Annotated in this window: 20 protein-coding genes; 16 read left to right on the forward strand and 4 right to left on the reverse strand. The window is 41.2% G+C overall.

Annotated elements, in window-relative coordinates; all coding sequences use genetic code 11:
• The first annotated feature begins 549 nt into the window (after positions 1-549).
• The 5 genes from V7K73_RS06085 to V7K73_RS06105 all read left to right on the forward strand — a co-directional run bounded on the left by V7K73_RS06085 (position 550) and on the right by V7K73_RS06105 (position 5,400).
• Positions 550-2,091, forward strand: a complete 1,542-nt coding sequence (locus tag V7K73_RS06085; protein ID WP_334878070.1) for an FAD-binding oxidoreductase — start codon at positions 550-552, stop codon at positions 2,089-2,091.
• A 202-nt stretch (positions 2,092-2,293) separates the two neighbouring features.
• Complete coding sequence (locus V7K73_RS06090) at positions 2,294-2,998, forward strand: actin-binding WH2 domain-containing protein (protein ID WP_334878072.1); 705 nt, start codon at positions 2,294-2,296, stop codon at positions 2,996-2,998.
• 212 nt (positions 2,999-3,210) lie between these two features.
• Positions 3,211-3,615 carry an NIL domain-containing protein gene (locus V7K73_RS06095; RefSeq protein ID WP_229494508.1) on the forward strand — a complete coding sequence of 135 codons (405 nt, stop codon included), beginning with the start codon at positions 3,211-3,213 and terminating at the stop codon, positions 3,613-3,615.
• A 354-nt stretch (positions 3,616-3,969) separates the two neighbouring features.
• Positions 3,970-4,113: a hypothetical protein gene (locus V7K73_RS06100; RefSeq protein WP_334878077.1), complete on the forward strand. Its 144-nt coding sequence runs from the start codon at positions 3,970-3,972 to the stop codon at positions 4,111-4,113.
• A gap of 303 nt (positions 4,114-4,416) precedes the next feature.
• Positions 4,417-5,400, forward strand: a complete 984-nt coding sequence (locus V7K73_RS06105; RefSeq protein ID WP_334878079.1) for a CHAD domain-containing protein — start codon at positions 4,417-4,419, stop codon at positions 5,398-5,400.
• Between the two features lie 55 nt (positions 5,401-5,455).
• Here the strand turns inward: V7K73_RS06105 and V7K73_RS06110 are convergent, their stop codons facing one another.
• A complete protein-coding gene (locus V7K73_RS06110; RefSeq protein WP_334878081.1) occupies positions 5,456-6,781 on the reverse strand; it encodes a calcium-binding protein in 1,326 nt (441 codons plus the stop codon).
• 719 nt (positions 6,782-7,500) lie between these two features.
• Between V7K73_RS06110 and V7K73_RS06115 the strand changes: the two genes are divergently transcribed.
• From V7K73_RS06115 to V7K73_RS06150, 8 genes are all read left to right on the forward strand, one after another.
• A complete protein-coding gene (locus tag V7K73_RS06115) occupies positions 7,501-9,093 on the forward strand; it encodes a B12-binding domain-containing radical SAM protein (protein WP_334878083.1) in 1,593 nt (530 codons plus the stop codon).
• A 393-nt stretch (positions 9,094-9,486) separates the two neighbouring features.
• Positions 9,487-10,530: a DUF2891 domain-containing protein gene (locus V7K73_RS06120; RefSeq protein ID WP_334878086.1), complete on the forward strand. Its 1,044-nt coding sequence runs from the start codon at positions 9,487-9,489 to the stop codon at positions 10,528-10,530.
• A gap of 397 nt (positions 10,531-10,927) precedes the next feature.
• Positions 10,928-11,971, forward strand: coding sequence for a type I glyceraldehyde-3-phosphate dehydrogenase (gene gap / locus V7K73_RS06125; protein WP_334878088.1), 1,044 nt, complete (start codon positions 10,928-10,930; stop codon positions 11,969-11,971).
• A gap of 218 nt (positions 11,972-12,189) precedes the next feature.
• Complete coding sequence (gene pyk / locus V7K73_RS06130) at positions 12,190-13,620, forward strand: pyruvate kinase (protein ID WP_334878090.1); 1,431 nt, start codon at positions 12,190-12,192, stop codon at positions 13,618-13,620.
• Positions 13,621-13,911: 291 nt separating this feature from the next.
• Positions 13,912-14,916, forward strand: a complete 1,005-nt coding sequence (locus V7K73_RS06135; RefSeq protein ID WP_334878092.1) for a transaldolase — start codon at positions 13,912-13,914, stop codon at positions 14,914-14,916.
• A 713-nt stretch (positions 14,917-15,629) separates the two neighbouring features.
• Positions 15,630-16,049, forward strand: coding sequence for a rhodanese-like domain-containing protein (locus V7K73_RS06140; protein WP_334878094.1), 420 nt, complete (start codon positions 15,630-15,632; stop codon positions 16,047-16,049).
• Positions 16,050-16,175: 126 nt separating this feature from the next.
• Positions 16,176-17,357: an acyltransferase family protein gene (locus V7K73_RS06145; RefSeq protein WP_334878096.1), complete on the forward strand. Its 1,182-nt coding sequence runs from the start codon at positions 16,176-16,178 to the stop codon at positions 17,355-17,357.
• Positions 17,358-17,389: 32 nt separating this feature from the next.
• Positions 17,390-18,145: a TIGR04283 family arsenosugar biosynthesis glycosyltransferase gene (locus V7K73_RS06150; RefSeq protein ID WP_334878098.1), complete on the forward strand. Its 756-nt coding sequence runs from the start codon at positions 17,390-17,392 to the stop codon at positions 18,143-18,145.
• On the opposite strand, the gene V7K73_RS06155 is transcribed toward V7K73_RS06150, so the two are convergent.
• A complete protein-coding gene (locus V7K73_RS06155) occupies positions 18,130-18,831 on the reverse strand; it encodes a DUF547 domain-containing protein (protein WP_334878100.1) in 702 nt (233 codons plus the stop codon). The two genes, V7K73_RS06150 and V7K73_RS06155, sit on opposite strands and share 16 nt — an antisense overlap.
• Before the next feature lie 626 nt (positions 18,832-19,457).
• Here V7K73_RS06155 and V7K73_RS06160 point away from each other — a divergent pair.
• A complete protein-coding gene (locus tag V7K73_RS06160) occupies positions 19,458-19,937 on the forward strand; it encodes a DUF4383 domain-containing protein (protein ID WP_334878102.1) in 480 nt (159 codons plus the stop codon).
• 55 nt (positions 19,938-19,992) lie between these two features.
• Here the strand turns inward: V7K73_RS06160 and V7K73_RS06165 are convergent, their stop codons facing one another.
• A complete protein-coding gene (locus V7K73_RS06165) occupies positions 19,993-20,130 on the reverse strand; it encodes a hypothetical protein (RefSeq protein WP_334878103.1) in 138 nt (45 codons plus the stop codon).
• A 46-nt stretch (positions 20,131-20,176) separates the two neighbouring features.
• Between V7K73_RS06165 and V7K73_RS06170 the strand changes: the two genes are divergently transcribed.
• Both V7K73_RS06170 and V7K73_RS06175 read left to right on the forward strand, forming a co-directional pair.
• Positions 20,177-20,428, forward strand: a complete 252-nt coding sequence (locus V7K73_RS06170; RefSeq protein WP_334878104.1) for a hypothetical protein — start codon at positions 20,177-20,179, stop codon at positions 20,426-20,428.
• Between the two features lie 259 nt (positions 20,429-20,687).
• The gene (locus V7K73_RS06175) at positions 20,688-21,386 is read left to right on the forward strand and encodes an HAD family hydrolase (protein ID WP_334878106.1); all 699 of its coding nucleotides are present in this window, start codon (positions 20,688-20,690) and stop codon (positions 21,384-21,386) included.
• 328 nt (positions 21,387-21,714) lie between these two features.
• On the opposite strand, the gene glgX is transcribed toward V7K73_RS06175, so the two are convergent.
• Positions 21,715-23,841, reverse strand: a complete 2,127-nt coding sequence (glgX, locus tag V7K73_RS06180) for a glycogen debranching protein GlgX (protein ID WP_334878108.1) — start codon at positions 23,839-23,841, stop codon at positions 21,715-21,717.
• Positions 23,842-24,123: the final 282 nt, after the last annotated feature.

A 24,123-nucleotide genomic window follows, 5' to 3' on the forward strand; every position in this document is an offset into this window, starting at 1 on the left:
GTCGCTGCGAATTTCATTGCCTTGATATCAGGGCTATTTCGTTCTAGACATAAACCGCCCAGAACTAAAGTTCAGGTCTAATAGCTAAAGTCCGTTAAAACGGACTAAAACATGAGTCTTAGTCGTCTTTAGACGACTTTCGCTATACGCCTGGTGAATTCATTCTGAGGCGGACTAGATGAGAATGAAATAGCCCTGCCTCAGAATAAATTCTGAGGCTAATAGCAAAAGTCGTCTAAAGACGACTAATAAGTAGTAAGACAAAATTAATTACACAAATTTCGACCTGAAACCCTTATGTAGCCTAAAACCTAATATGTAAATATTTCTGTCCGATTACTTAAAGGCTTTTAGTCCACTTTAGTGGACTTGGGCTATTAGCCCGGAACTTTAGTTCTGGGCGGTTTATGTCTAGAACTAAATAGCCCTGGAGTTAGGGGGGATCTCTTTTGTGTAAGTCCTCTTCCAATTACGATTTATCTGGCCACGATCATATCTACTTTCTTCATTCTCAGGTAATTTTGGAATGTAGAGTTGAGTTTTTCCAAAATGTCTTTAACAGAAGAAATTCTTTCCCAATTACCCGGCGATGTTTTAGCAGGGTTACGCCAAAGCGATCGCATCTTAACATCTCTGCGCGAAAATTCCGCACCTATCCCAACCTTAGTTAAAGAAAATCAACAGCCTTTAGGTGTTGTAGACAACGATTTGCTTATCTGCGGTGGCACTTTAGGTATTTTAATTGGTTGCGCCTTGGCGGTAAAGGGACTGCGGGTAACGTTGATGGAACGAGGTATTTTGCGGGGGAGGGAACAAGAGTGGAATATTTCTCGCAAAGAATTAGATGTATTTGTAGAATTAAACTTGCTGACTGAGGAAGAATTAGAGAGTGCGATCGCAACTCAATATAACCCAGCGCGAGTTAGTTTTGCTGGCGGTGCAGAAGTTTGGGTAGAGGATGTTTTGAATATTGGTGTAGATCCAGTTTATCTATTAGCTACTTTAAAAACTCGATTTATCGCCGCAGGTGGAAAGTTGTTAGAAAACACACCCTTTACTGAAGCGGTGATTCATCCAGATGGGGTGATGGTAAATAACCAATTTAAAACTCGCTTATTAATCGACGCAATGGGACATCTTTCGCCCATCACTCAACAAGCCCGTCAAGGCAAAAAACCAGATGCACTGTGCTTAGTTGTCGGAAGTTGCGCCCAAGGTTTTGCAGAAAATAACTCAGGCGATTTAATATTATCATTTACAGCTTTGCAAAAGCAATGTCAGTACTTCTGGGAAGCTTTTCCCGCCAGAGATGGGAGAACAACTTATTTATTTACTTATATGGATGCACATCCCCAACGTTTAAGTTTAGAAGCTCTATTTGAGGACTATCTGCGTCTATTACCAGAATATCAGGGAGTGGAGTTGAGCAAACTGAAATTTCAGCGATCGCTATTTGGTTTCTTTCCCACCTATCGCCAAAGCCCCATCAAAACCCCTTGGAGTCGCATTCTACCAGCCGGAGATAGCAGTGGTAGTCAATCTCCTTTGAGTTTTGGTGGTTTTGGGGCAATGGTGCGTCACCTGAAGCGTTTAACGTTTGGTATTTACGAAGCACTAGAAACAGAACAATTATCTGCAAAGGATTTATCACTACTACAACCCTATCAACCAAGTTTGACTGTTACCTGGTTGTTTCAAAAGGCGATGAGTGTTGGTGTAAATCAGAAAATTGCTCCAGATCAAATTAACCAACTCCTCTCGGCGGTATTTGAAGAAATGCAACAGTTGGGTACACCAGTGCTAAAACCATTTTTACAGGATATAGTACAGTTTTCGGCACTAACAAAAACACTCTTAAAAACTGGTTTAGATCATCCGGTATTAGTTGCCAAGATAATTCCCCAAGTAGGTTTGACAAGTTTGTTAAATTGGATGTTACATTACAGTAATTTAGGTGTATACACTGCCTTGTTTTGGCTAAGTCCAATGTTAGAAATATGGATTAAGAATCAACCAAAAGAACAACAATATTATTGGCATCGTTTAATTGATGCTTGGAAGTATGGTTCTGGCGGTGATTACTCAGATTAAACGGGAGCATCCCAATTTTGGCTTAAATCTTTTCCCTCACCCCCAGCCCCTCTCCCTTCAGATGGGAGAGGGGAGACATAATTCTAGTTCCCCTTCTCCCATCTTTGGGAGAAGGGGTTAGGGGATGAGGGCAAACACAAAGTTTTTGCACCTGACGGGATGCTCCCGATCAAACTTAGAATTTTAGCTGTGTGAGGATAACATGATTGAACGCAAATCTTTAGGAATCAAATACTTTGCAATACTGATTGGTTTTCTGCGCGATCGCCAAGGATTTTTAGAGGAAGTTCGCCAAGGTACGAGATTACCAAATAAAATTATTTCTCTACTAGTTTGCAGTTCCTTATTTCTCGCCGCGTATGGCGGAATCATTGGTGCATACCATAGTTGGATGCAAGCTTTGTCTTCCGCTATTAAACTTCCAGCCCTTTATTTAATTACACTCCTAATTTGTATCCCAACATTGTACTTTGCTAACGTTATTTTTGGTTCAAAGCGGACTTTTGGACAACATTTAGCATTAGTTTTAACTGCTGTTTCAGTTACGAGTGTACTTTTATTCAGCTTTGCACCAATCACCCTCTTTTTCTTAATTACCACCAAGAACTACCAATTTTTAATTCTGTTAAATGTATTCATATTTGCATTAACTGGATTTATTGGTATTTCGTCTTTATATCAAGCCACAAATTTAGTTTTAGAACAAGATAATGAAGGTAGCAAGACACGCCAGAAGATTTTACAATTTTGGCTATTTCTTTACGCTTTCGTCGGTAGTCAGTTAGGATGGACTCTCAGACCATTTTTTGGCACGCCTGGTTCTGCCTTTGAACTATTCCGCGAAAGAGAAGGTAATTTCTATTTGAGCGTCATTAAATCTATTGGCTATCTCTTGGGAATCCATTAATTAGTAGTCTTGAAATCCTACCTAAAACTTGGTTTCGTTGCCCTAGCCCTAAAATTTAGTGATATAAATAAAGTTTCCAGTTGCCCAAAATTTAGGTATTTATAGGGCTGGAAGAATTGGAACCCTTGCGCCCTATACGTGTGTGTACACCGTAGGCTCCTCTGCTTATAAAGATCAATACGCTACAACAGAAGAAACCCTCTGCTAAACCTGTGAAAAAACGAGTAACCCTTACCTTCCCAAAACGCGCCGTACAAATGCCAGTCACTTACGTACTGGCCAAAGAGTTCAACGTTGCTGCTAATATTATCCGCGCCCAAGTTGCGCCAAATCAAATTGGCAAACTGGTAGTGGAACTATTGGGAGATATCGATCAATTAGATGCGGCGATCGAGTGGATGCGATCGCGCCATGTTAATGTTTCTTATACATTAGGCGAAATTGCGATCGACGAGGATGTGTGTGTCCACTGTGGCTTGTGTACTGGGGTTTGTCCTACCGAAGCCCTCACCCTCCACCCAGAGACATACAAACTCACATTCACGCGATCGCGTTGTATCGTCTGCGAACAATGTATCCCTACCTGTCCTGTACAAGCAATCTCCACTAACCTTTAATAATTCAAAATGTGTGCTTTCAAATTATCTACAAAAGTCAATAAAACTTAATTTAGCTAATTTGAGCTTGACATTTTATGATCGCACAAAAATTAATGATATTATCATCAGAAATGATTTAATATCATCCTTAAGTAGGTAGGCGTAATTAACATAAGATAAAATCTCACCCTCAATCCCTCTCCAAAGCATCAAAGAGGGAAGCCGCAAGCAGGGTGAGGTTTTATATTTAATTTGACCCACTTACTTAATATTTTTAGAAGCTATCGGACATCTAAAATCTCCGGGCAATTCAGGTTATGTGGAAAAGCTAACGATTAACCTAACCGCCTTCTTGAGAGTCTAAGAGGATGAATGAACAAGTTTTGGGCGAATATAATTCGCTACTACACAGGCTCTCGTCCGTCTGTGCAAACTAACACACTCATCAAGGATTTCAAACCCACGGAGGTGGGTTTAGTCTGTGTAGCCGCGATTTACAATCGCCCAAGTGAGTAACATATTAGACTTGTTCATTCAACCTCTAAGGGGAAAAAATCAAAGTCTCTTTCCTTAAAGGAAGAGAGAAATAGAAGTGAGGTTTTCCAGATACCGGGAAAAGTCAGATAAAATCGCCAGGGTGAATCTGCTCTTTAGACCTTTGATAGATATTGGATATTTCTCTAAGAGGATGCAAGTATTAATGCTCGTTAGCATACTTAATAATATTCATTGAATAAGAAATATCAAAACTAGATAGAAATTTTTAACTAATGTTATTATGCAATAACCTCATGAGGTAATCGTCATTTAAGATCAATTATGAAATTAGCCACACAACCCACGGTAAAAACTCTAGGAGACTACGCCTACCAAGCAATTGAAAAACACTTTAAGAAAACCTTGAAGTACGAAAAATCAGTAAAGAAAGATGAAGATCCAGAAGCGCTGCACCAAATGCGAGTGGGAATGCGTCGCTTACGGACAGCAGTAACTAGCTTTGGGCTAGCGGTGGATGTGCCGAAACCAGTCAACGATAAAAATATCGGTAAAATAGCCCGTCGTCTTGGTAGTTTGAGAGATTTAGATGTACTCAAAGAAAGTTTGGAAAACGATTATAAACCAAACTTACCCCGCAAAGAACAGGAATCTCTAAAAACAGCTTTTACAGCTTTGGCGAAACAACGTGAAGATGTACTATCGGATGTGCAAAAAACGTTAAAAGATGAATCTTACAAGTCTTTAAAAGATGTATTAGACAAATGGTTAGAGAAACCCAGCTATCAACCTTTGGCATCTTTTACCATTCAGCAGATCCTACCAGATTTACTTTTACCAGAAGTCAGTAATTTCTTACTGCATCCGGGTTGGCTAGTTGGCACCCAATTTGTAGAATCAGAAGTGATAATCCAGAAGAACTGGAAACCAGAAAAGATAGAAAAACAATTAACAACAGAAGGTGAAATTATTCACAGTTTGCGAAAAGAAGCTAAACGTCTACGCTACCAAATGGAGTTATTTACTGACTTATATGGCGAGTCTTACGCAGCTTACCTTACAGAAGTGAAAAATATCCAAGAAATTTTGGGTACGATGCAAGATAGTGCTGTTTTAACTGACTGGCTTACAAATGTCTTCAAGTCAGAAATTGAGAATGAGTTACCTACCCTTGCTACTTTGTTAACTGAAAATCGCTATCAGTCGTGGCAGAAGTGGCAACCCTTACAAGAACGGTATCTGAAAGTTGAAACTAAGCATAGCTTTCATTTAACAATACTGCACCCGCTTTCAGGAGTAATAGCCTAACGGGAGACACATCACTGTGTCTCCCTAGTCAGTACCCCTTAAGTTGATAAAGTTCTTATCTTGTAAAACCGACTCCTAGCGTATAAGAAAAATCAGGTTCAGAGTTGGTACCAAAGAAAGTTCCATTATTTTGAGGCAAGAAAGAATCTTTGCTCACTGAAACTGAGTACTGACCTGCACTCACTAAACCAGTGACTGATGACGAATTTTGACTGGTCACTAAAGTCCCATAGTTAAACAGTCCGATATTTGCCTTCCCGGATGTCGCTATGTTGATAGTGACGGTTCCTGGATTTGGTAAATAAAATGTAAAAATGTCAACATCAGGATTGCTACTCGATTGAACTGTTGTTAACTGGCCTGAAATATTAACTTTTGAGCCTGATGAGAAAGAACCTAAATCTTCAGGATTCCCTAGTGTGTTGTTTGTAGCTTCTCCAGCATTTTCCCGCTCATAGTAAAGGAAGTCATCGCTACTAAGTCTGAGATTGGTTTTTCCCTGCACAATACCTATTAGCTCATCTACCTGTCCCGATTGCCGTGAAAATATTCGTGTGTTGTTTCCAGAAACTTGCAGGCGGTAGTCCTGTGGAGTTCCTTTGAGTTGAATTTGATCTTGGCTAGAGTCGAAGTCAGTAATAGTAGCGAAGTCCCCAAAACCAGTAGTCGTAGGGTTGTTATCGTCGTAGAAAATATTTGAAGCGTCCCCTAAGACAAATGTATCTGCGCCAGCCCCGCCAGTTAAGATATCAGTTTCCCCTAGCCCCGGTGGAACCAGACTACCAGGATAAACACCGATGAGGATATCGTTTCCAGCCCCACCATTGAGTACGTCATTGCCAGGCCCGCCTTGTAGGCTATCATTGCCGTCCTCACCATTGAGGATATCATCGCCTAAATTACCATCTAGCGTGTCATCGCCCGCTCTTCCATTCAGAGTGTTGTTAAGACCATTACCATTGATGAAGTTGTTAAGACTGTTACCTGTACCGTCAGTGGCGTTACCTACGAATGCTAGTGTTAAGTTCTCCAGATTTGCGCCCAGTGTGTAGCTGATAGAAGACCGAACGCTATCTGTGCCTGAATTAATAGCTTCCCTAATCGTGTCACCAACATTGTCAATAATGTAAGTGTCGTCGCCTGTTCCCCCATCCAAGATGTCGATACCTGTGCCACCATTAAGTGTGTCATTGCCAGGTCCACCGACTAGACTATCGTTTAGCGTCCCACCATTAAGTGAATCGTTACCAGCCAAACCATTTAAGGTATCGTTACCGGACGGACTATTGACATTACCACCATTAGCCCAACCAACTATCGTGTCATCTCCCAAAGTCCCATTTTTGTTGTCAGGACTTGTAGTGCCGAAAATAAAAGCCATATTATTTCTCCTGAATTTCTCACTAACTTAGGACTTACGCATCAAGTACCAAATGTAGGGGCAATTAATGAATTGTCCCTACAGGAAATCAGGACTTTCACTGCCTTGAAAGCGTAAGTCCTATAACTAATACCTAAGCTGAGTCTCAGTCAAAGAACTATTTATCAGTTAAATGTATATTACTTGCCATTTGCGTAATCTTAAGTTAGAAAACATTAATTATTTTGTTAGAAACTTATAAAGAAAAAATATCCAATTATTTATTGTGGGCTGACCCAAAAAGCGCGTCTTTGGTTGCGGACAAGTAAGACGTCTAATCTAAAAAATTAGATAATTTATTTCCTGAAAATCTCTTAAATAATTAATCAAATGGTAGGTAATTAGGTCACACCGCTTCTATACAAGACGGTGTGTGAGTTTGCTTAAGAAAAGAGATACGCTCACAGTTCAAAATTTACGTATTACAACCCCCATAATATAGATTTAGGAGCTTGTCATAAGCATACCGTATTTTCCTCTATTTTTTTGAATCTATCCGTAAAAAAAATTTTAAATATCTATCATGAATGAATGTGCTTAAAAAATATTGCTTTGTCTAAATCAGTCATAGTAGAGGTTATAGCTACTGGATACAAAGGCTCCTCTAATGTGTTGTTAGAGTGGCTAAGTTGTATGTAAATTCAAGCAGCAGCTAAAATGAAGGTTTATAAGCGTCAAATATGAATGTTTTACTTCTATACCCCCGTTTTCCAAAAAGTTTCTGGTCTTTTGAAAAAACACTCGCTTTATTAGACCGTAAAGCAATGTTACCGCCTTTAGGCTTGGTAACTGTAGCCGCGATATTACCTCAAGAATGGGAGTATAAGCTAGTAGATCGAAATGTTCGCGTCTGTACGGAAGCAGAATGGGCTTGGGCAGATTTGGTTATTATGTCGGCGATGATTGTGCAGAAAGAGGATTTACTCTCTCAGATATTAGAAGCAAAACAGAGAGGTAAACGGGTAGCTGTGGGTGGCCCCTTCCCGACAGCGTTACCAGATGAAATGACATCTGCTGGAGCAGATTACTTGATATTGGACGAAGGGGAAATTACCCTACCCTTATTTGTAGCAGCGATCGCCCGGGGCGATCGCACAGGCATTTTTCGCTCTGGCGGTGAAAAACCAGATGTTACCAACACTCCAACTCCTCGCTTTGACTTGCTAGAATTTGAAGCCTATGCGGAGATGTCGGTGCAATTTTCGCGTGGATGTCCTTTTCAGTGTGAATTTTGCGACATTATTGTGCTATATGGTCGCAAACCCCGCACCAAAAACCCAGAACAAATATTAGCAGAACTTGATTATCTGTATAAACTGGGTTGGCGACGCAGTATTTTTATGGTGGATGACAACTTCATCGGTAATAAGCGGAATGTCAAATTATTTTTAAAGTCCCTTCTGCCTTGGATGGTAGAACATAACTATCCCTTTTCCTTTGCCACAGAGGCTTCAGTTGATTTAGCCCAAGATCAAGAACTGATGGATTTGATGGTAGTGTGTAATTTTGGAGCGGTTTTTCTGGGAATTGAAACCCCCGACGAAGAAAGTCTCACTTTCACTCAGAAATACCAGAATACCAGAGACTCGCTCACTGAGGCGGTGAATAGGATTACCCGTTCAGGGTTGCGAGTTATGGCAGGCTTTATCATTGGGTTTGATGGCGAGAAAGTAGGAGCAGGCGCACGAATTGTCAAGTTTGTTGAGGAAACAGCAATTCCCACAGCCTTATTTAGTATGTTGCAAGCGCTTCCAGATACAGCGCTTTGGCATAGATTAGAAAAGGAAGGACGACTCCGCAACAAATCAGCCAATATCAACCAAACCACGTTGATGAACTTTGTCCCAACTCGACCCTTAGAAGATATCGCTCGTGAATATGTGCAGGCGTTCTGTGATTTGTATGAGCCAGAGCGGTTTTTGGAACGTACATACAAACATTTCCGGCTTTTGGGCGAAGCAACCTACCCGAAAAAGGGCAAAGCTGCCAAGAAACCATTGAACTGGAAAGTAGTCCGAGCGTTTCTGATTATTTGTTGGCGGCAAGGTGTACGTCGTCAGACGCGCTGGCAATTCTGGCGCAACTTGTGGAATATGTATCAGCATAATCCGGGTGGGGTGAGTAGCTACTTAGCTGTTTGCGCCCAAATTGAGCATTTCTTGGAGTATCGCCAAATTGTCCGCGATGAAATTGAGGCTCAAGTAGCTGGATTTCTGGAAGCAGAAGCTAGGGTAAAACCGGAAGCAGAAGTGATGGAAGTGTTTGTTGCTTAAAATAATAACTTATATCACAATATGTAGGTCAGCGAGAAAAAACCAAACTATGTAACGAAAAGTAAAATCTTTGTATTTGGCTCGTAGTTGCGCTTTAGCGCTAAAGCGCAACTACAAACCAGTGATGATTGTTTGCGCCGACTTACTTATGTTTGGGTTAAGACAAATTGTTAGGTGGAATGGCACTTACTAAATGGATTTAGATCCCCGACTTCTTCAAGAAGTCGGGGATCTGGGCAGCATCGCTTCGGCTAAGTCTAATACAGACCTAACCAGAACAGCCCCTTTCTTACTAGTGTTGGGGAGTAAGATTCAAAACCTCTCTCTTTAAAGTTAATGCGTTCCCCTGCATTAAAAACGCTATGCTTTTACGGAATGCTGTACTAAGTAACGATGCCACCGGATAATTTAGAGATAAATGAAGCGATCGCAGCACAATTTGCTCAATTAGTACTGGATTGTATCGGGCGGGAATATCCCCACAGTGGTATCTATTGGGCTGATAGCGACAAGGATATCAAACCACCGCGTGAATTGACTCCTGCTTTTTATGGCTGTTTAGATTGGCATTCAGCCGTACATGGTCACTGGTTGCTGGTGCGTCTAATGCGTCACTTTCCTGAAGCCTCTTTTAATGCAGCATCAAAGCAAGCACTTGAGCAAAGCCTAACACCTGAGAAAATTCAAGGAGAAATTGCCCATTTTCAACGGTTGCCCTTTTTTGAATTTCCTTATGGTGTAGCATGGCTTTTACAACTGGCTGCGGAACTTCACGAGTGGAATCATCCTCAAGCGAAACAATGGCGGGTTATATTGGAACCGCTAGAAAAGTTGATTGCAGGTAATTTACAGCGCTGGATTAACGGGCTGAAACTCCCAAATCGCACAGGGATGCATAGTCAAACAGCTTTTGCACTTGGTTTGATGCTAGATTGGGGACGGATTACCGAAAATGCTGAATTTATTCAGTTAATAGAGAACAAAGCACGGCAATTTTATCTTAGCGATCGCAATTACTCATTACAATTTGAACCCCTTGGCTACGATTTTCTCTCTCCTGGCCTTGCCGAAGCAGACCTAATGCGGCGAGTCTTGCCAACAAAAGCTTTTACTGACTGGCTTACCGATTTTCTTCCCCAAATACCCATTGATAATTTTGCAAATTGGTTAGAACCAGTCAGAGTAGATAATCCTGAAGATTATATGCAAGCCCATTTTTACGGGCTTAATCTCAGTCGTGCTTGCATGCTTGAGGGGATCATCTCTAGATTAGCAAATAGCGATCGCCGCATCGAAACACTTCGCTCTGCTGCCCTTCACCACCGTCAGCATCGACTAGCAGATATTGTAAGTGAACATTATGCAGCTAGTCACTGGGTAGGAACTTTTGCTGTTTACCTCCTAACAAATCGTGGCTTACAAAGGCAAATTATTTAACGAGTCGCACTTTTGCAACTCGTGTAAAACATCTTCTAACTCCAAACTCCAAACTCCAAACTCCAAACTCCCAACTCCCAACTCCCAACTCCTCACTCCCAACTCCTCACTCCCAACTCCCAACTCCTCACTCGCAACTCCAAACTCCCAACTCCCAACTCCTAACTCCTAACTCCTAACTCCTAACTCCCAACTCCTAACTCCTAACTCCCAACTCCAAACTCCCAACTCCCAACTCCTAACTCAGCACAGTTTTGCCCAATCCTTAAAATATGCCAAGTAAATATGTCTTAGCTGACTGATACTGTCAGGATCATAGAGTAAAGAGTAAAAGGCAATCTATTTTGACTTTTAACTTTCTCCTTTTGTTCAACTTTCCACAAGGGTAGGTTTAATCTTGACTAAATTGAAGGTTGGTATCAATGGCTTCGGTCGAATCGGGCGACTTGTGCTTCGTGCTGGCATCGATAACCCTAACATTGAATTTATCGGCATTAACGACCTAGTACCACCAGATAATCTCGCTTACTTATTAAAGTACGACTCAACCCACGGCAAATTAAAATTCAAGGTTGAAGCCAAGGAAGATGGTATCGTTATTGACGGACACTTTATTCCTTGCGTGTCGGTGAGGAACCCAGCAGAGTTACCTTGGGGACAATTAGGCGCAGATTATGTAGTGGAAGCTACCGGGCTTTTCACCGACTACGAAGGAGCCGCAAACCACCTGAAAGCAGGTGCAAAGCGAGTCGTAATTTCCGCTCCTACCAAAGATCCAGATAGGGTTTCTACCCTACTAATGGGTGTAAATCATCACTTATTTGACCCCAGCAAAGATATAATTGTATCCAATGCTAGCTGCACTACAAACTGTCTAGCTCCCATAGCTAAGGTGATCAATGACAACTTTGGGTTGACTGAAGGTTTAATGACCACAGTCCATGCCATGACTGCTACCCAGCCAACTGTAGACGGACCCAGTAAGAAAGACTGGCGGGGTGGTCGAGGTGCAACCCAGAATATTATTCCCTCTTCCACAGGCGCAGCTAAAGCTGTAGCGTTGGTTTTACCAGAATTGAAGGGTAGGCTGACTGGTATGGCATTACGAGTTCCGACTCCCGATGTCTCTGTAGTTGATTTAACTTTCAAAACTGCCAAAGCTACTAGTTATAAAGAAATCTGTGCTGCCATGAAGGAAGCAGCCGCAGGTTCACTAGCGGGTATCTTGGGCTACACAGATGAAGAAGTAGTTTCCACAGATTTTCAAGGCGATACCCATTCTAGTATCTTCGACGCAGGGGCTGGAATTGAGTTGAATTCCAACTTCTTTAAGGTAATTGCCTGGTATGACAACGAGTGGGGCTACTCAAATCGCGTCATTGACCTGATGTTGTCTATGTCACAAAAGGAAAAACTCGCACCGACAGCAGCTGTGGTTTGATTGGTCATTAGTCATTAGTCATTAGTCATTAGTCATTAGCTTTTGACTCTTGACTAGGGACTTTTGGGATTTGGGTCAAATGGTAAATACCGCGAAAAAATGCCATTTAGTATCTTTACTTAAAAAAGCAGTGATATAAAGCACATGTTAATTTGAATAGCTTGGGCGATCGCTCGAAGCATCCAAATTTGCAGGTTACTCCTCAACCCACAATCCCTATGCGTCGAACCAAAATCATTTGTACTGTTGGCCCAGCTACATCTGCACCCGAAAAGCTGCACGGCTTAGTAGAAGCTGGAATGAATATGGCGCGGCTGAATTTTTCCCACGGGGCTTATGAATTCCACGCCCAAACTGCTCATTATCTCAGACAAATTAGCACTGAGCAGCAAAAGCCGATCGCAATTATGCAAGACCTCTGCGGGCCAAAGATTCGTTTGGGAACTTTACCACCGTCCGGGTTAAATTTAGAAGCTGGTAGTGAAGTCACCTTTGTTTTGCAAGAAAAGGGTGAAAGTATCGACGAACTACCCTTACCATTGCCGACTTTGTTCGCAATGGTGCGACCAGGCGAACCGATTTTGATAAATGATGGTCGCGTCAAGTTGATTGTTACCGATCGCGATGCCGATCGCATTCGCGCACAAGTAAAAATTGGCGGGTTAATTTCTACGCACAAAGGAGTAAACCTACCACAAACTCCTTTACCTGTTAGTTCGATCACCGAAAAAGACTTGCTGGATCTGCGCTTTGGGATTCAGTTGGGTGTAGACTGGGTGGCGGTGTCCTTTGTGCAATCGCCACAAGACTTGGAACCCGCCAAACGCATGATTGAAGCAGCTGGCGCTTCCATCCGCTTAATTGCGAAAATCGAAAGAGCAGAGGCAGTAGAGAACTTTGACTCCATTCTGAAGGTTGCGGACGCGATTATGATTGCCCGTGGCGATTTAGGGGTAGAAGTGCCAATTCACGAAGTACCCTTAATTCAAAAAGATATTATTCGCCGTTGCAATCGGGCTGGCAAGCCGGTGATTACAGCCACCCAAATGCTAGAGTCGATGATTAGCGCCCCCGATCCCACCCGCGCCGAAGCCACCGATGTTGCCAACTCCATCTTAGATGGAACAGATGCGGTAATGCTTTCTGGTGAAACAGCTGTCGGACAATATCCCGTCGCCGCCGTCGAGATGATGCACAACATCGCCGTGCGGACAGAACAGGCTCTAGATGAGGGTAGCAAACATGCCTGGTGTCATGAAGCAGGCAGTCTCAGCGTGACTGAATCTGTAGCAGAATCCGTCTGTCGCATCGCTTATGAAACAGGCTCACGAGCAATTCTCTGTAACACTTCATCAGGAAGTACGGCGAGAATGGTGTCTAAATATCGCCCAACTTCTCCCATTATTGCCCTTACCTCTGACATCACGACTTATCGCCAACTAGCGCTTTCTTGGGGCGTAGAAGCTTTGTTGATCCCACCAGTCTACAATGCCGAAGAGATGTTTACCAATGTCGTGAACACAGTTGTAGACATGGGTTTAGCGAATAAGGGCGATAAAGTAGTAATTACCTCTGGTGTTCCAATTGGTAAATCAGGAACAACTAGTTTAATCAAAGTGCATTCCATTGGACAGCCAATTTCTGCATAAGGCACTTAAAATAAGGCTGTGGCTCAAGATAGTAAGCAAAATTGGGCAACGATCAAAAAAAATTGCCAGAATCAGAATTGAAGGAACTAGAGAGTGGGAACTAGGGAGTGGGGAGTAGGGAGTGGGCATGGTGGAGCCAAGGAGCAGAATAATAACTTCTAACTCCTAACTCCTAACTCCTAACTTTTAACTCCTAACTTTTAACTCCTAACTCCTAACTCCTAACTCAGCACTCAGCACTAATTTGATGGGGAATAAGTAAATCCTGTAACATTCATTACGGAGTATTTTATGTCTAAGAATTTACTGGAACAATTGCGACAAGTGACTGTTGTAGTCGCAGATACAGGGGATATCCAGGCAATTGAAAAGTTCAAGCCCCAAGACGCTACCACCAATCCTTCACTGATTACTGCTGCGGCACAGATGCCAGAATATCAGGGAATTGTCGATCAAACTTTACTCCAAGCGAAGAAAGATGCTGGAGCCGGAGCCACCCAAGGACAGATAGTTTCTCTAGCTTTTGACCGTTTGGCAGTTGCTTTTGGATTAAAGATTTTACAAATCATCCCCGGTCGCGTATCTACAGAAGTGGATGCTCGCTTGTCTTACGATACCGAAGCTACCCTAACTAAAGCACGAGACTTAATTGCTCAGTATAAAGCTGCTGGAATTGGCCGCGATCGCGTGTTAATTAAAATTGCCACCACCTGGGAAGGCATTCGCGCTGCGGAAATTCTCGAAAAAGAAGGTATTCACTGTAACCTTACCTTGTTGTTTGGTCTTCACCAAGCGATCGCCTGTGCAGAAGCTGGCGTTACCTTAATTTCTCCCTTCGTCGGCCGGATTCTCGACTGGTACAAAAAAGATACCGGACGCGATAGCTACCCAGCAGCCGAAGACCCAGGAGTTTTGTCAGTCACCAAAATCTACAACTACTACAAGAAATTCGGCTATAAAACCGAAGTTATGGGAGCTAGCTTCCGTAACCTTGGTGAAATTACTGAACTTGCAGGTAGTGATTTGCTAACTATTTCGCCATCACTTTTGGCTGAATTGCAAGCAACAATTGGAGAACTCCCACGCAAACTTGACCCTGCCAAGGCAGCAAACTTGCAAATTGAAAAGATATCTGTTGACAAAGCTAACTATGACAAGATGCACGCTAGCGATCGCATGGCAACCGACAAACTAGATGAGGGTATCAAAGGTTTCACCAAGGCATTAGAAGACCTTGAGAAACTTTTAGCAGACCGACTAGTTCGCCTTGAAAAAGAGGTAGTCGCAGCTCATTAGAACGTAACAATAGTTAGTGGTTAGTGGTTCAACCACTAACCATTAGTTAGTTGCATCAGCGATCGTTCGTTATTAACCCAGAATTTCAAAGTCCCTCTCCCAGATTTGGGAGAGGGATTTAGGGTGAGGGCAAAAACTACGGTTCTCAACTTAGCTCCGGTTTAAATTCTTATTTTTCTGAAAAAGATTCGTAAAAACTGCCGTAAAAATAGAATGAAATAGCCCTGGGGCAATTCAAAGTCCCTCTCCCAGATTTGGGAGAGGGATTTAGGGTGAGGGCAAAAACTACGGTTCTCAAATTAGCTCCGGTTTAAATTCTTATTTTTCTGAAAAAGATTCGTAAAAACTGCCGTAAAAATAGAATGAAATAGCCCTGAGAAGGGACAGAGACAAAACACTTTAAATACATCTGTCGAAATGGTGATGGATAGTATTATTACAGATGCGCCAAGCTGCGTGCTAATTTTGAAAGCATGTAAAGAATTTGTCAATTCTGAATAATGGAAAACTTCAATAAGTAGGTAGGCATAATTAAATATAACATCAAACCTCACCCTCAATCCCTCTCCTTAGTAAGGAGAGGGAAGCCGGAGGCAGGGTGAGGTTTTAGGTTTTATATTTAATTTGACCCACTTACTTATAATCTGTAAAAACGAGGAGTATTTTTAAAAGTGCAATCACTTACATTTAACTTTATTAAACTTCTGATTAGATTGAAATTTCCTAATGTTAAAGAAATTACAAGCAAAGAATTAGCTCAATTGCTATTAGATTCTGGAAAGCCAGGACTATTAGTGCTAGATGCACGAAGTCAGGCAGAATATGCGGTGAGCCATATCGAAACAGCAACGCAGATAGACCCACTTACACCTGACTTAGCAGTACTTTCAACAGTTCCAAAAGACAACCCAATTGTTGTCTACTGCGCCGTTGGCTACCGTAGCGCCAAATTAGCCCAGCAGCTTAATAAAGCTGGGCTGAAGTGCATTTATAACTTGAACGGTGGGATTTTTCAGTGGGCAAATGAAGCAAGACTCATGTTTAGAGACGAGCATCCAACACAGGTTGTACATCCTTACAATGCAATCTGGGGAAAACTGCTCAAATCTAGTTACCATGCTCATAAGCAGTAAAGTTGAATTTTACCGTTTTTCCCGCAATTTATATTTTTCATATTTAACATGATATCTTGATTTAGTCCAGCTTTTTGCTGCTGTTGACAACTTATGTCCTGGTAGGTTTATAACCAAAGCCAATAAATGAACTTAAAATCTGATTTAGATATAACAAACAATCACCAACAAAGACACTATGACCTCGATTGGTTAAGAGTATTGGCGGTGCTATTGCTAATTTATTTTCATGCCGCCACAGTTTTTTATCAAGGCGAATTAGGCGAATTTTATATTAGAAATAACTTACTAAGTCCTGTCCTTGGATGGTTTATTTTTTTTGTTCATCAGTGGCACATGCCATTGTTTTTTTTAATTTCCGGGGCTGCCTCTTGGTTTTCTCTTCAGTTGCGAACACCGATGCAGTATGTGAATGAGCGTTTTAAGCGACTATTAATTCCCTTCATATTTGGTACGTTGGTGTTAGTTCCTCCTCAAGTCTATTACAAACTTCTGACTCATCACGAAAATATCGGTTCCTATTTACAGTTTTACCCACAGTTTTTTAACGGGATTCGTCCTCAAGGTAATTTTGAGTGGGCGCACCTATGGTTTGTGATTTACCTATTTGTAATATCTATTGTTAGTCTCCCTCTGTTGTTATTCTTTAAGCAAGATATGGGGCGGCGTTGGTATTCTACTATTGCAACTTTCATGAAACAGCCAGGAGCCATTTTATTACCTGCTCTACCATTGGCTATGATTGAAGGTGCATTCCGTCCCAAATGGTTTGGATTCCAAAATCTTTATGATGACTGGGCAAATTTGCTGCTGTACTTTTGTTACTTTGTCTATGGTTTGATTCTGTGTTTTGATACCAGATTTAAACAAACAATTGTTCAACATCAAAGGCTCGTTTTCTTTATGGCAATAGTTACCATGTCTATTATCTTTGCAATACAAGTAACTGAGGTACTTCCTGTACGTGGCTATTCTGGGGAATATATTCTTTACCAAATGTTGCGAGGCTTAAATTCTTGGTGTTGGGTAACTACCATACTTGGGCTAAGTCAGCAATATCTATCATTTACTAATAGTATCTTGCAATATACAACCCTTGCAGCTTATCCAGTTTTTTTGCTGCATCAGACAGTTTTGGTAGCGATATCTTTTTATGTTGTGCAATGGAATTTAGGTATAGCAGCAAAGTTTTTAATTATTAGTACAGCAACGGTTTTAGTGACAAATCTTTTCTATGAAATTTTAATAAAACGTCTGAATATTCCCCGATTTTTCTTTGGGCTAAAGCCTATCAACATCAACAAGTAAAATAAACATAACAATAAAACTACTAAATCGGTATGTCTCAAGTTTCGATTATCATTCCTACTTTAAATGAAGCAACTAACTTAGGGCGGACATTGCGCCAACTGACTTTACTTAATCCTCTTGTTTCTGAGGTGATAGTGGTAGATGGTGGCAGCGAAGATCAGACGGTGACAGTTGCAAAGCAAATTTTTGAGTCATTTAATCAAACTTTGAACGGACAAATTCTTTCATCCCAACAGCCAGGGCGTTCTCTTCAGATGAACTATGGAGCATCAGCAGCAACTGGAGATATTCTTTGCTTTCTTCATGCAGATACTTGGGTTCCAGATGATCTAATCAGCGTCATTAACAAGACTCTCGCAGAACCTACCATTGCCTGTGGGGGGTTCATTTCTCTGATGTCAGGAACTCAAACAACTCGTTGGGGTATCTCTCTACATAATTATCTAAAAACTTACTACGCACCACTATTATTTAAGCCTCACCTATTTTTTCGAGGATTGCGTCTGTTGTTTGGAGATCAAGTAATGTTCTGTCGTCGGATTGATTTTTGCGATTGTGGCGGATTTGATGAGGCATTACCGATTATGGAGGATGGAGATTTATGCTTGAAATTAGTTAAAAAAGGACGTATTTATCTGGTGAACCGTATTGTTCAATCTTCAGATCGTCGCGTAGCCAAATGGGGTAGCTTCAAAGCAACTGCAATTTATCTTTATATTGGGCTTTTGTGGGGAATTGGCGTTGATGCAAATTATCTCAAACAGTTTTATCAAGATATTCGCTGATTTAAACTCCAGTCATAATGAAGATAGGATATCGGCGTTGAAGCATTAAGTGGATAGTCTGTTTTCAAGTATGAACGAATGTATTCGGGAATGGAGGGTACAACTTTTAAAAAATCTTGACGATACCACTTGAAGATTTTATTACAGTAAAGTGTTTTACTCTCCATGTCATAACGGACTTTTTCAGGGTTATTTATGAAACGACGTGCATCTTCATCTAATTGCTGAATAACTTGCTCAGGAAAGTAAGCTCCTGAACGTAGTAAAGGACAACCAACTGAAGCACAAACGATCGCAAAATGAATTCGTGGCTCCTGCAATTTGTCCCGCAGAATAGAGTTCTCAATTTCTGCTAAACTGTAACTTTCCCCAAAGATAGAATAAGCGCGACGTTGGAAGAACCACAAAAAAGCTAGCCAGTTGGGAATCCCTAAAATTTGCGGACGAATCGATTTTATGGGGTATCTCTCCAAAATTGTCGAAATGGTGAACGCATTGTAAAGGTTGATCCACAATGCTAATTGTTCGAGATTGCCGCTATTAGATTTAAAAGCCAGATTTTTTTTGCAGGACAACCAATCTGTAATTGCTTGGGGTTGCTCCTTTTTCCAAGCAGCATAGTCTACACGACCCTGTTGATCAACATACTGACGCAATAATCTGTCCCAAGGTTCAAAATCAATCATTATCGCTGTGTTGATATGTTAGCCGTTGTTTTTTTACCTATAACAATCAAAAATGAGAAATAGGGGGGCTAAAAGTAGGTGTTTTTAAGCTTACCAGTGATTTTCTGTTTTACGAATGATTTAGGATTGCTATACATTATAAAGTCAATAGCAAGTTAAATCTAGATGATTTTTTTACTGTTACTATAGCATTCCTAAATCATTTGTGAAAATTATATATCTCTTTCTTCTTCTTTTTGCGTTCTTTGCAGTTTGTTTCCTTTTTAAGCACTTCTTCAGTTATGAGAAAGCCTCTAATTTAGAGTGTAATTAGAGGCTAGTAACTTTGTTATCTGCTTTTATCAAAGCTACTTTTATTACCAAATATTTCCCTGTAGCTATGAAGTATTTGAAGGCATATATAAAGAATCGCCCAAGTTAAGTTTATATGTAATTCCTGATACAAAATAAAAGCACTGCGATTATGCAGTCGAAAATTCCAGCAGGGCTAATATCTTAATTTCTCACTATAGATATATAAAGCTGAATTTAACGCTGAAACTTATGATAGATTATAAAATTTTTTTTTGGTTACAACCTTAAATATATCAGTATTAACTAATGGAATTAAAAAAAGATTGACTGCAATGGAAAATATCAACGCGGCAAAAATGACAGAGCGTTATATTGCTTTGGCTATCGGAATCGCTTATTTACTTTTAGGTTTAGCTGGCTTTATACCAGCTTTAGTTTCATTGCCAGGAACGAACGAATCTTTTATTGGACTTGATGAATCTACTGGCGCTTATTCTGCGGGTTTTGGTTATATCTTTGGTGCAATTCCAACCAACTTTTTGCATAACCTTGTACGCTGCGCTGTAGGATTGTTTGGAATTATTTCTTACAGCAATGCTAGCACTGCACGCCTGTTCAACCGTGCTTTTGCAATTTCTTATGCCTTGCTGGCTGTCATGGGATTGTTGCCCTTCGCAAAGACATCTTTTGGCTTAATGCCACTGTTTGGTTACAATGTTTTGCTCAATGCATTAGCTGCGATCGCAACTGCTTATTACAGCATTGTCATACCAGCTAAAGTCAAGGGCGTTAATGTAGCGGAAAATATTTAACATCTTTTTGTATCCAATAAGATTTGGTGGCAGAAAAAATAATTTCTGCTTGCTGTCAATCTTTTTTCAACCCGCCCTTTGGTGTACTCTCAGTTAGTTGCTGATTGAGCGATCGCAGTGACACAAAACAATCCTTCTGACTGGACACGACGGCAAGTACTCCAGTTCGGGCTACCAGGAATGATTTTACCACTCGCTGCCTCTCAACTATCCAATTGCCAAAAGTGGAACTTATTGTTATGGAAACCTCAAAGCAAGTTGATTCTAGAGCTACTGAAGGACGGTTGTTGTCCCGTCCAACTCGCGCCACAACAAGCGCTTTGACAGGGTTACACCCATTAGGTCTAGATGGGCAGCGAGATGGTTTTATCTATGTACCTGAAACCTATCGAGCAGATCAGCCCGCGCAACTGGTGTTGATATTGCATGGAGCCGGAGGCGATGCAGAGGGTGCGCTAAAAATCCTCTATGATCTGGCAATTATACCTTGAATTTAACGGCTTCCAGACAGTTCCTCCTGCGATCGCCGAAAGAGCTATGGAGTGGTTTACTTCAATCAGCGCCAGATAAAGTGTTTCATTCGTGAGTCTCCTAATTTGATGCAGTCAGCTTTTCGGCGTCTCTTCGGTATGGAAGAACGAAGTTAGTCAGATTTACGTGACTCTGCCATTGGAAGTAACAACCAAGGTAGAGGTTATAGCAACAACTTTTTAGTAGTGTAGAGGCGTAAAGTAACCTGGAAATTTCTCAATGGCATATCAGGGCGTAATTTTGGATGTAGATGGGACGCTTGTCATTAGTAATGATGCCCATGCTCAAGCTTGGGTAGAAGCATTTGCAGCATTTGGCTATGAGGTACAGTTTGAGCAAGTTCGACCACTGATTGGCATGGGAGGCGACCAGATTATTCCTAAGTTTGCGCCAGGACTTTCCGATGAAGAAGGAAAAGGTAAGAAAATCGCCGACAAACGCAAAGAACTAATCATCAACAAGTTTGGGGCAAATCTGACTCCCGCCAGTGGGGCGCGGCAACTAATATTAAAAATGCAGGATGAAGGGTTGCGTCTAATCATCGCTACTTCGGCAACGAATGAAGAACTGTCAGTATTGCTCAAAGCTGCACAAATTGATGATTTACTCAGTCAGGATGAGGCGGCAACATCTAGCGATGCCGAAGCTTCTAAACCTGCTCCAGATATTGTGGAAGCTGCTTTGAGTCAGTTGAAGATGCAGCCATCCAAGGTGGTGATGCTGGGCGATACTCCCTATGATATTGAGTCTGCAAATAAAGCTGGTGTTGGCGTGATTGCGTTTCGTTGCGGTGGTTTTGATGATGGTCAATTAAAAAATGCGATCGCAATTTACAACGAGCCTGCTGACTTATTAGCACATTATGACAGTTCACCTCTAGCACCCAAAGCATTAAAAAGTGGTCAAGCAAAAAACTGATTTATACTTGACCCCATGTTCGTAGGGGCATAATACTGCCATGCCCTTACTTATTGTTGCCTCTACTAAGTGCTGGCGATCAGCTAGGCTGGGCGGTTACGCGATCTCACTTGGTTAAAATCGCTCAAACCATTCTCTAGTAAGCATTTCGCATTTTCGGATAACTCTATTGCACCTAACTAAGAACGGCTATAACACTTGATATTTTTGTGCTAAGTAGGTAGACGTAATTAAACATATAATAAACCTCACCCTCAATCCCTCTCCGATGTTTTGGAGAGGGAAGCTGGAGGTAGGGCGAGGTTTTATATTCAATTTGACCCACTTACTAAGCAAGACGACGTAACACCATGATAGAACGGTCTGTAACTGACACAGTTTGCTCACCCATAATCAATTTTCCTGGGCTAATAAAGCGAGGTTCGTTGGTGTCAATAACTATCTCCCATTCTCTGTCCTTAAAAACATTGGGTAAGGCAAACTCCATCATTTCGTAGTGAGCATTAAAAAATAGCAGAAAGCTCTCATCAATAATCCGTTCCCCACGGCGGCCAGGAGTAACAATGCCCTCGCCATTCAAGAAAATTTCCATAGCTTTGGCATAACTAACTAGCCACTGCTTTTCAGTCATTTCGCTGCCATCGGCATTAAACCAACCAATATCACTGATCCCAAAACCGCGAATAGCACGCCCTTGAAACCACTTACGCCGCCGAAATACTGGATGTTGATGACGAAAATAAATCAGTTCGCGGCTAAAATCTAGGAGTTCGGAATTAGACTTTTCTAAACTCCAATCACGCCAGGAAATTTCATTATCTTGGCAGTAGGCATTATTGTTACCCTTCTGAGTGCAACCAATTTCATCTCCTGCTAATAGCATGGGTACGCCTTGAGACAGCATTAGAGTTGCTAAAAAGTTGCGTCGCTGACGTTCCCGTAAGCGGATTACGTCTGGGTCATCGGTTTCTCCTTCTACACCGCAATTCCAAGAGCGGTTATGGCTTTCCCCATCCCGGCTATCTTCGCCATTAGCCTGATTATGCTTTTCGTTGTAGCTGACCAAATCATTGAGCGTGAAGCCATCATGAGCAGTGATGAAATTAATACTGGCACTAGGATTACGCCCGTTTGCTTGGTAAAGGTCAGGGCTACCAGTAAAACAATAAGCAAATTGTCCGAGGCTATCATCCTCACCACGCCAAAAATCCCGGACAGTATCACGATATCTGCCATTCCATTCAGACCAACGTAAAGGAAAATTGCCAACTTGATAACCGCCTTCTCCCAAATCCCAAGGTTCAGCAATCAGTTTCACATCTGCCAAAACTGGATCTTGATGAATAATATCAAAAAAAGCTGCGAGATTATCTACTTCATATAGTTCTCGCGCTAATGCCGAAGCTAAATCAAAGCGAAAGCCATCAACATGCATTTCTGTTACCCAATAGCGCAAGCTATCCATGATTAACTTCAAAACTTGGGCATGACGCACATTCAGAGAGTTGCCGCAGCCTGTGAAGTCCATGTTGTAACGGGGATTATCTTTAATCAAGCGATAGTAGACAGTATTATCGATGCCTCGCAGTGACAATGTTGGCCCTAAATGATTGCCTTCGCCAGTGTGGTTATAAACTACATCTAAAATTACTTCAATGCCAGCAGAGTGTAAGTCTTTGACCATCTGCTTAAACTCGGTGACTTGTTCTCCGAGTGAGCCACTAGCACTGTAACCAGAGTAGGGTGTCAAATAATTAATGGAATCGTAACCCCAATAGTTTTTCAGTCCTTTAGTTACGAGAAATCCTGGAGAGGATAAAAAGTGATGCACAGGCATCAATTCTACAGATGTGATTCCTAGTTGTTGGAGATATTGAATTGCGGCTGGATGTGCTAGCCCTGCATAAGTACCACGTAATTCTTCTGGAATTTCTGGGTGTAGCTTAGTAAAGCCTCTAACGTGAGTTTCATAAATAATAGTTTCGTGCCACGGTATAGAAAGTAGTTTGTCGTCTCCCCAATCAAAAGACTGATCGACAACAATACACTTCGGCATAAATTCGCCATTATCTAAATCAGAAAAAGCTAGGTCTTGTTCTGGTGCATCTAAAGAGTAGCCAAAATTAGCTGGACTATCGGTAATTTCCCCATCAATTGCCTTAGCATAGGGATCAATTAGTAGTTTATTAGGGTTAAAGCGATGACCAAGTTCTGGGGCCCAAGGGCCATGTACTCTAAATCCATAGCGTTGCCCTGGCCCTACTCCTGGTAGATAAGCGTGCCAAACAAAATTATTTTTTTCTGTTAAATGCAAGCGAATTTCATGATTATCAGCATCAAATAAACAAAGTTCTACGCCTGTTGCATTTTCGGAAAATAAAGCAAAGTTTGTGCCTTTGCCATCCCAGGTAGCACCCAAGGGATATACATTCCCAGGCCATATAGCTACATACATAAGTTAAGTACCAAAAGCTAATTTTAGTGTTAATAACAAACTTGGAAGATGTGTTTAATAGTAATTTTTATAAGTTCATTTTAAGGTTAAGGCTAATAAATTTGAATTAACTAAATATTACTACTTTCTAATTAAAAATTTTTAAAATTTGATAAAAATAACTTATTTTACTTTTAGGCAATAATAAAACTTTTAGATTATTAAATGAAAATATTCGGATCGTCCTTGTTATTGCTAGACTCATAAATCCACTAACAAGTTTATTTGCAAATTTTTTAGCTT

The organism is Nostoc sp., assembly GCF_036916975.1.
Taxonomy (GTDB): Bacteria; Cyanobacteriota; Cyanobacteriia; order Cyanobacteriales; family Nostocaceae; genus Nostoc.

Coding starts and splice junctions, on each gene's coding strand:
- V7K73_RS06085 (WP_334878070.1), top strand. CDS start 550: ATGTCTTTAACAGAAGAAATTCTTTCCCAATTACCCGGCGATGTTTTA.
- V7K73_RS06090 (WP_334878072.1), top strand. CDS start 2,294: ATGATTGAACGCAAATCTTTAGGAATCAAATACTTTGCAATACTGATT.
- V7K73_RS06100 (WP_334878077.1), top strand. CDS start 3,970: ATGAACAAGTTTTGGGCGAATATAATTCGCTACTACACAGGCTCTCGT.
- V7K73_RS06105 (WP_334878079.1), top strand. CDS start 4,417: ATGAAATTAGCCACACAACCCACGGTAAAAACTCTAGGAGACTACGCC.
- V7K73_RS06110 (WP_334878081.1), bottom strand. CDS start 6,781: ATGGCTTTTATTTTCGGCACTACAAGTCCTGACAACAAAAATGGGACT.
- V7K73_RS06115 (WP_334878083.1), top strand. CDS start 7,501: ATGAATGTTTTACTTCTATACCCCCGTTTTCCAAAAAGTTTCTGGTCT.
- V7K73_RS06120 (WP_334878086.1), top strand. CDS start 9,487: ATGCCACCGGATAATTTAGAGATAAATGAAGCGATCGCAGCACAATTT.
- pyk (WP_334878090.1), top strand. CDS start 12,190: ATGCGTCGAACCAAAATCATTTGTACTGTTGGCCCAGCTACATCTGCA.
- V7K73_RS06135 (WP_334878092.1), top strand. CDS start 13,912: ATGTCTAAGAATTTACTGGAACAATTGCGACAAGTGACTGTTGTAGTC.
- V7K73_RS06145 (WP_334878096.1), top strand. CDS start 16,176: ATGAACTTAAAATCTGATTTAGATATAACAAACAATCACCAACAAAGA.
- V7K73_RS06150 (WP_334878098.1), top strand. CDS start 17,390: ATGTCTCAAGTTTCGATTATCATTCCTACTTTAAATGAAGCAACTAAC.
- V7K73_RS06155 (WP_334878100.1), bottom strand. CDS start 18,831: ATGATTGATTTTGAACCTTGGGACAGATTATTGCGTCAGTATGTTGAT.
- V7K73_RS06160 (WP_334878102.1), top strand. CDS start 19,458: ATGGAAAATATCAACGCGGCAAAAATGACAGAGCGTTATATTGCTTTG.
- V7K73_RS06170 (WP_334878104.1), top strand. CDS start 20,177: ATGGAAACCTCAAAGCAAGTTGATTCTAGAGCTACTGAAGGACGGTTG.
- V7K73_RS06175 (WP_334878106.1), top strand. CDS start 20,688: ATGGCATATCAGGGCGTAATTTTGGATGTAGATGGGACGCTTGTCATT.
- glgX (WP_334878108.1), bottom strand. CDS start 23,841: ATGTATGTAGCTATATGGCCTGGGAATGTATATCCCTTGGGTGCTACC.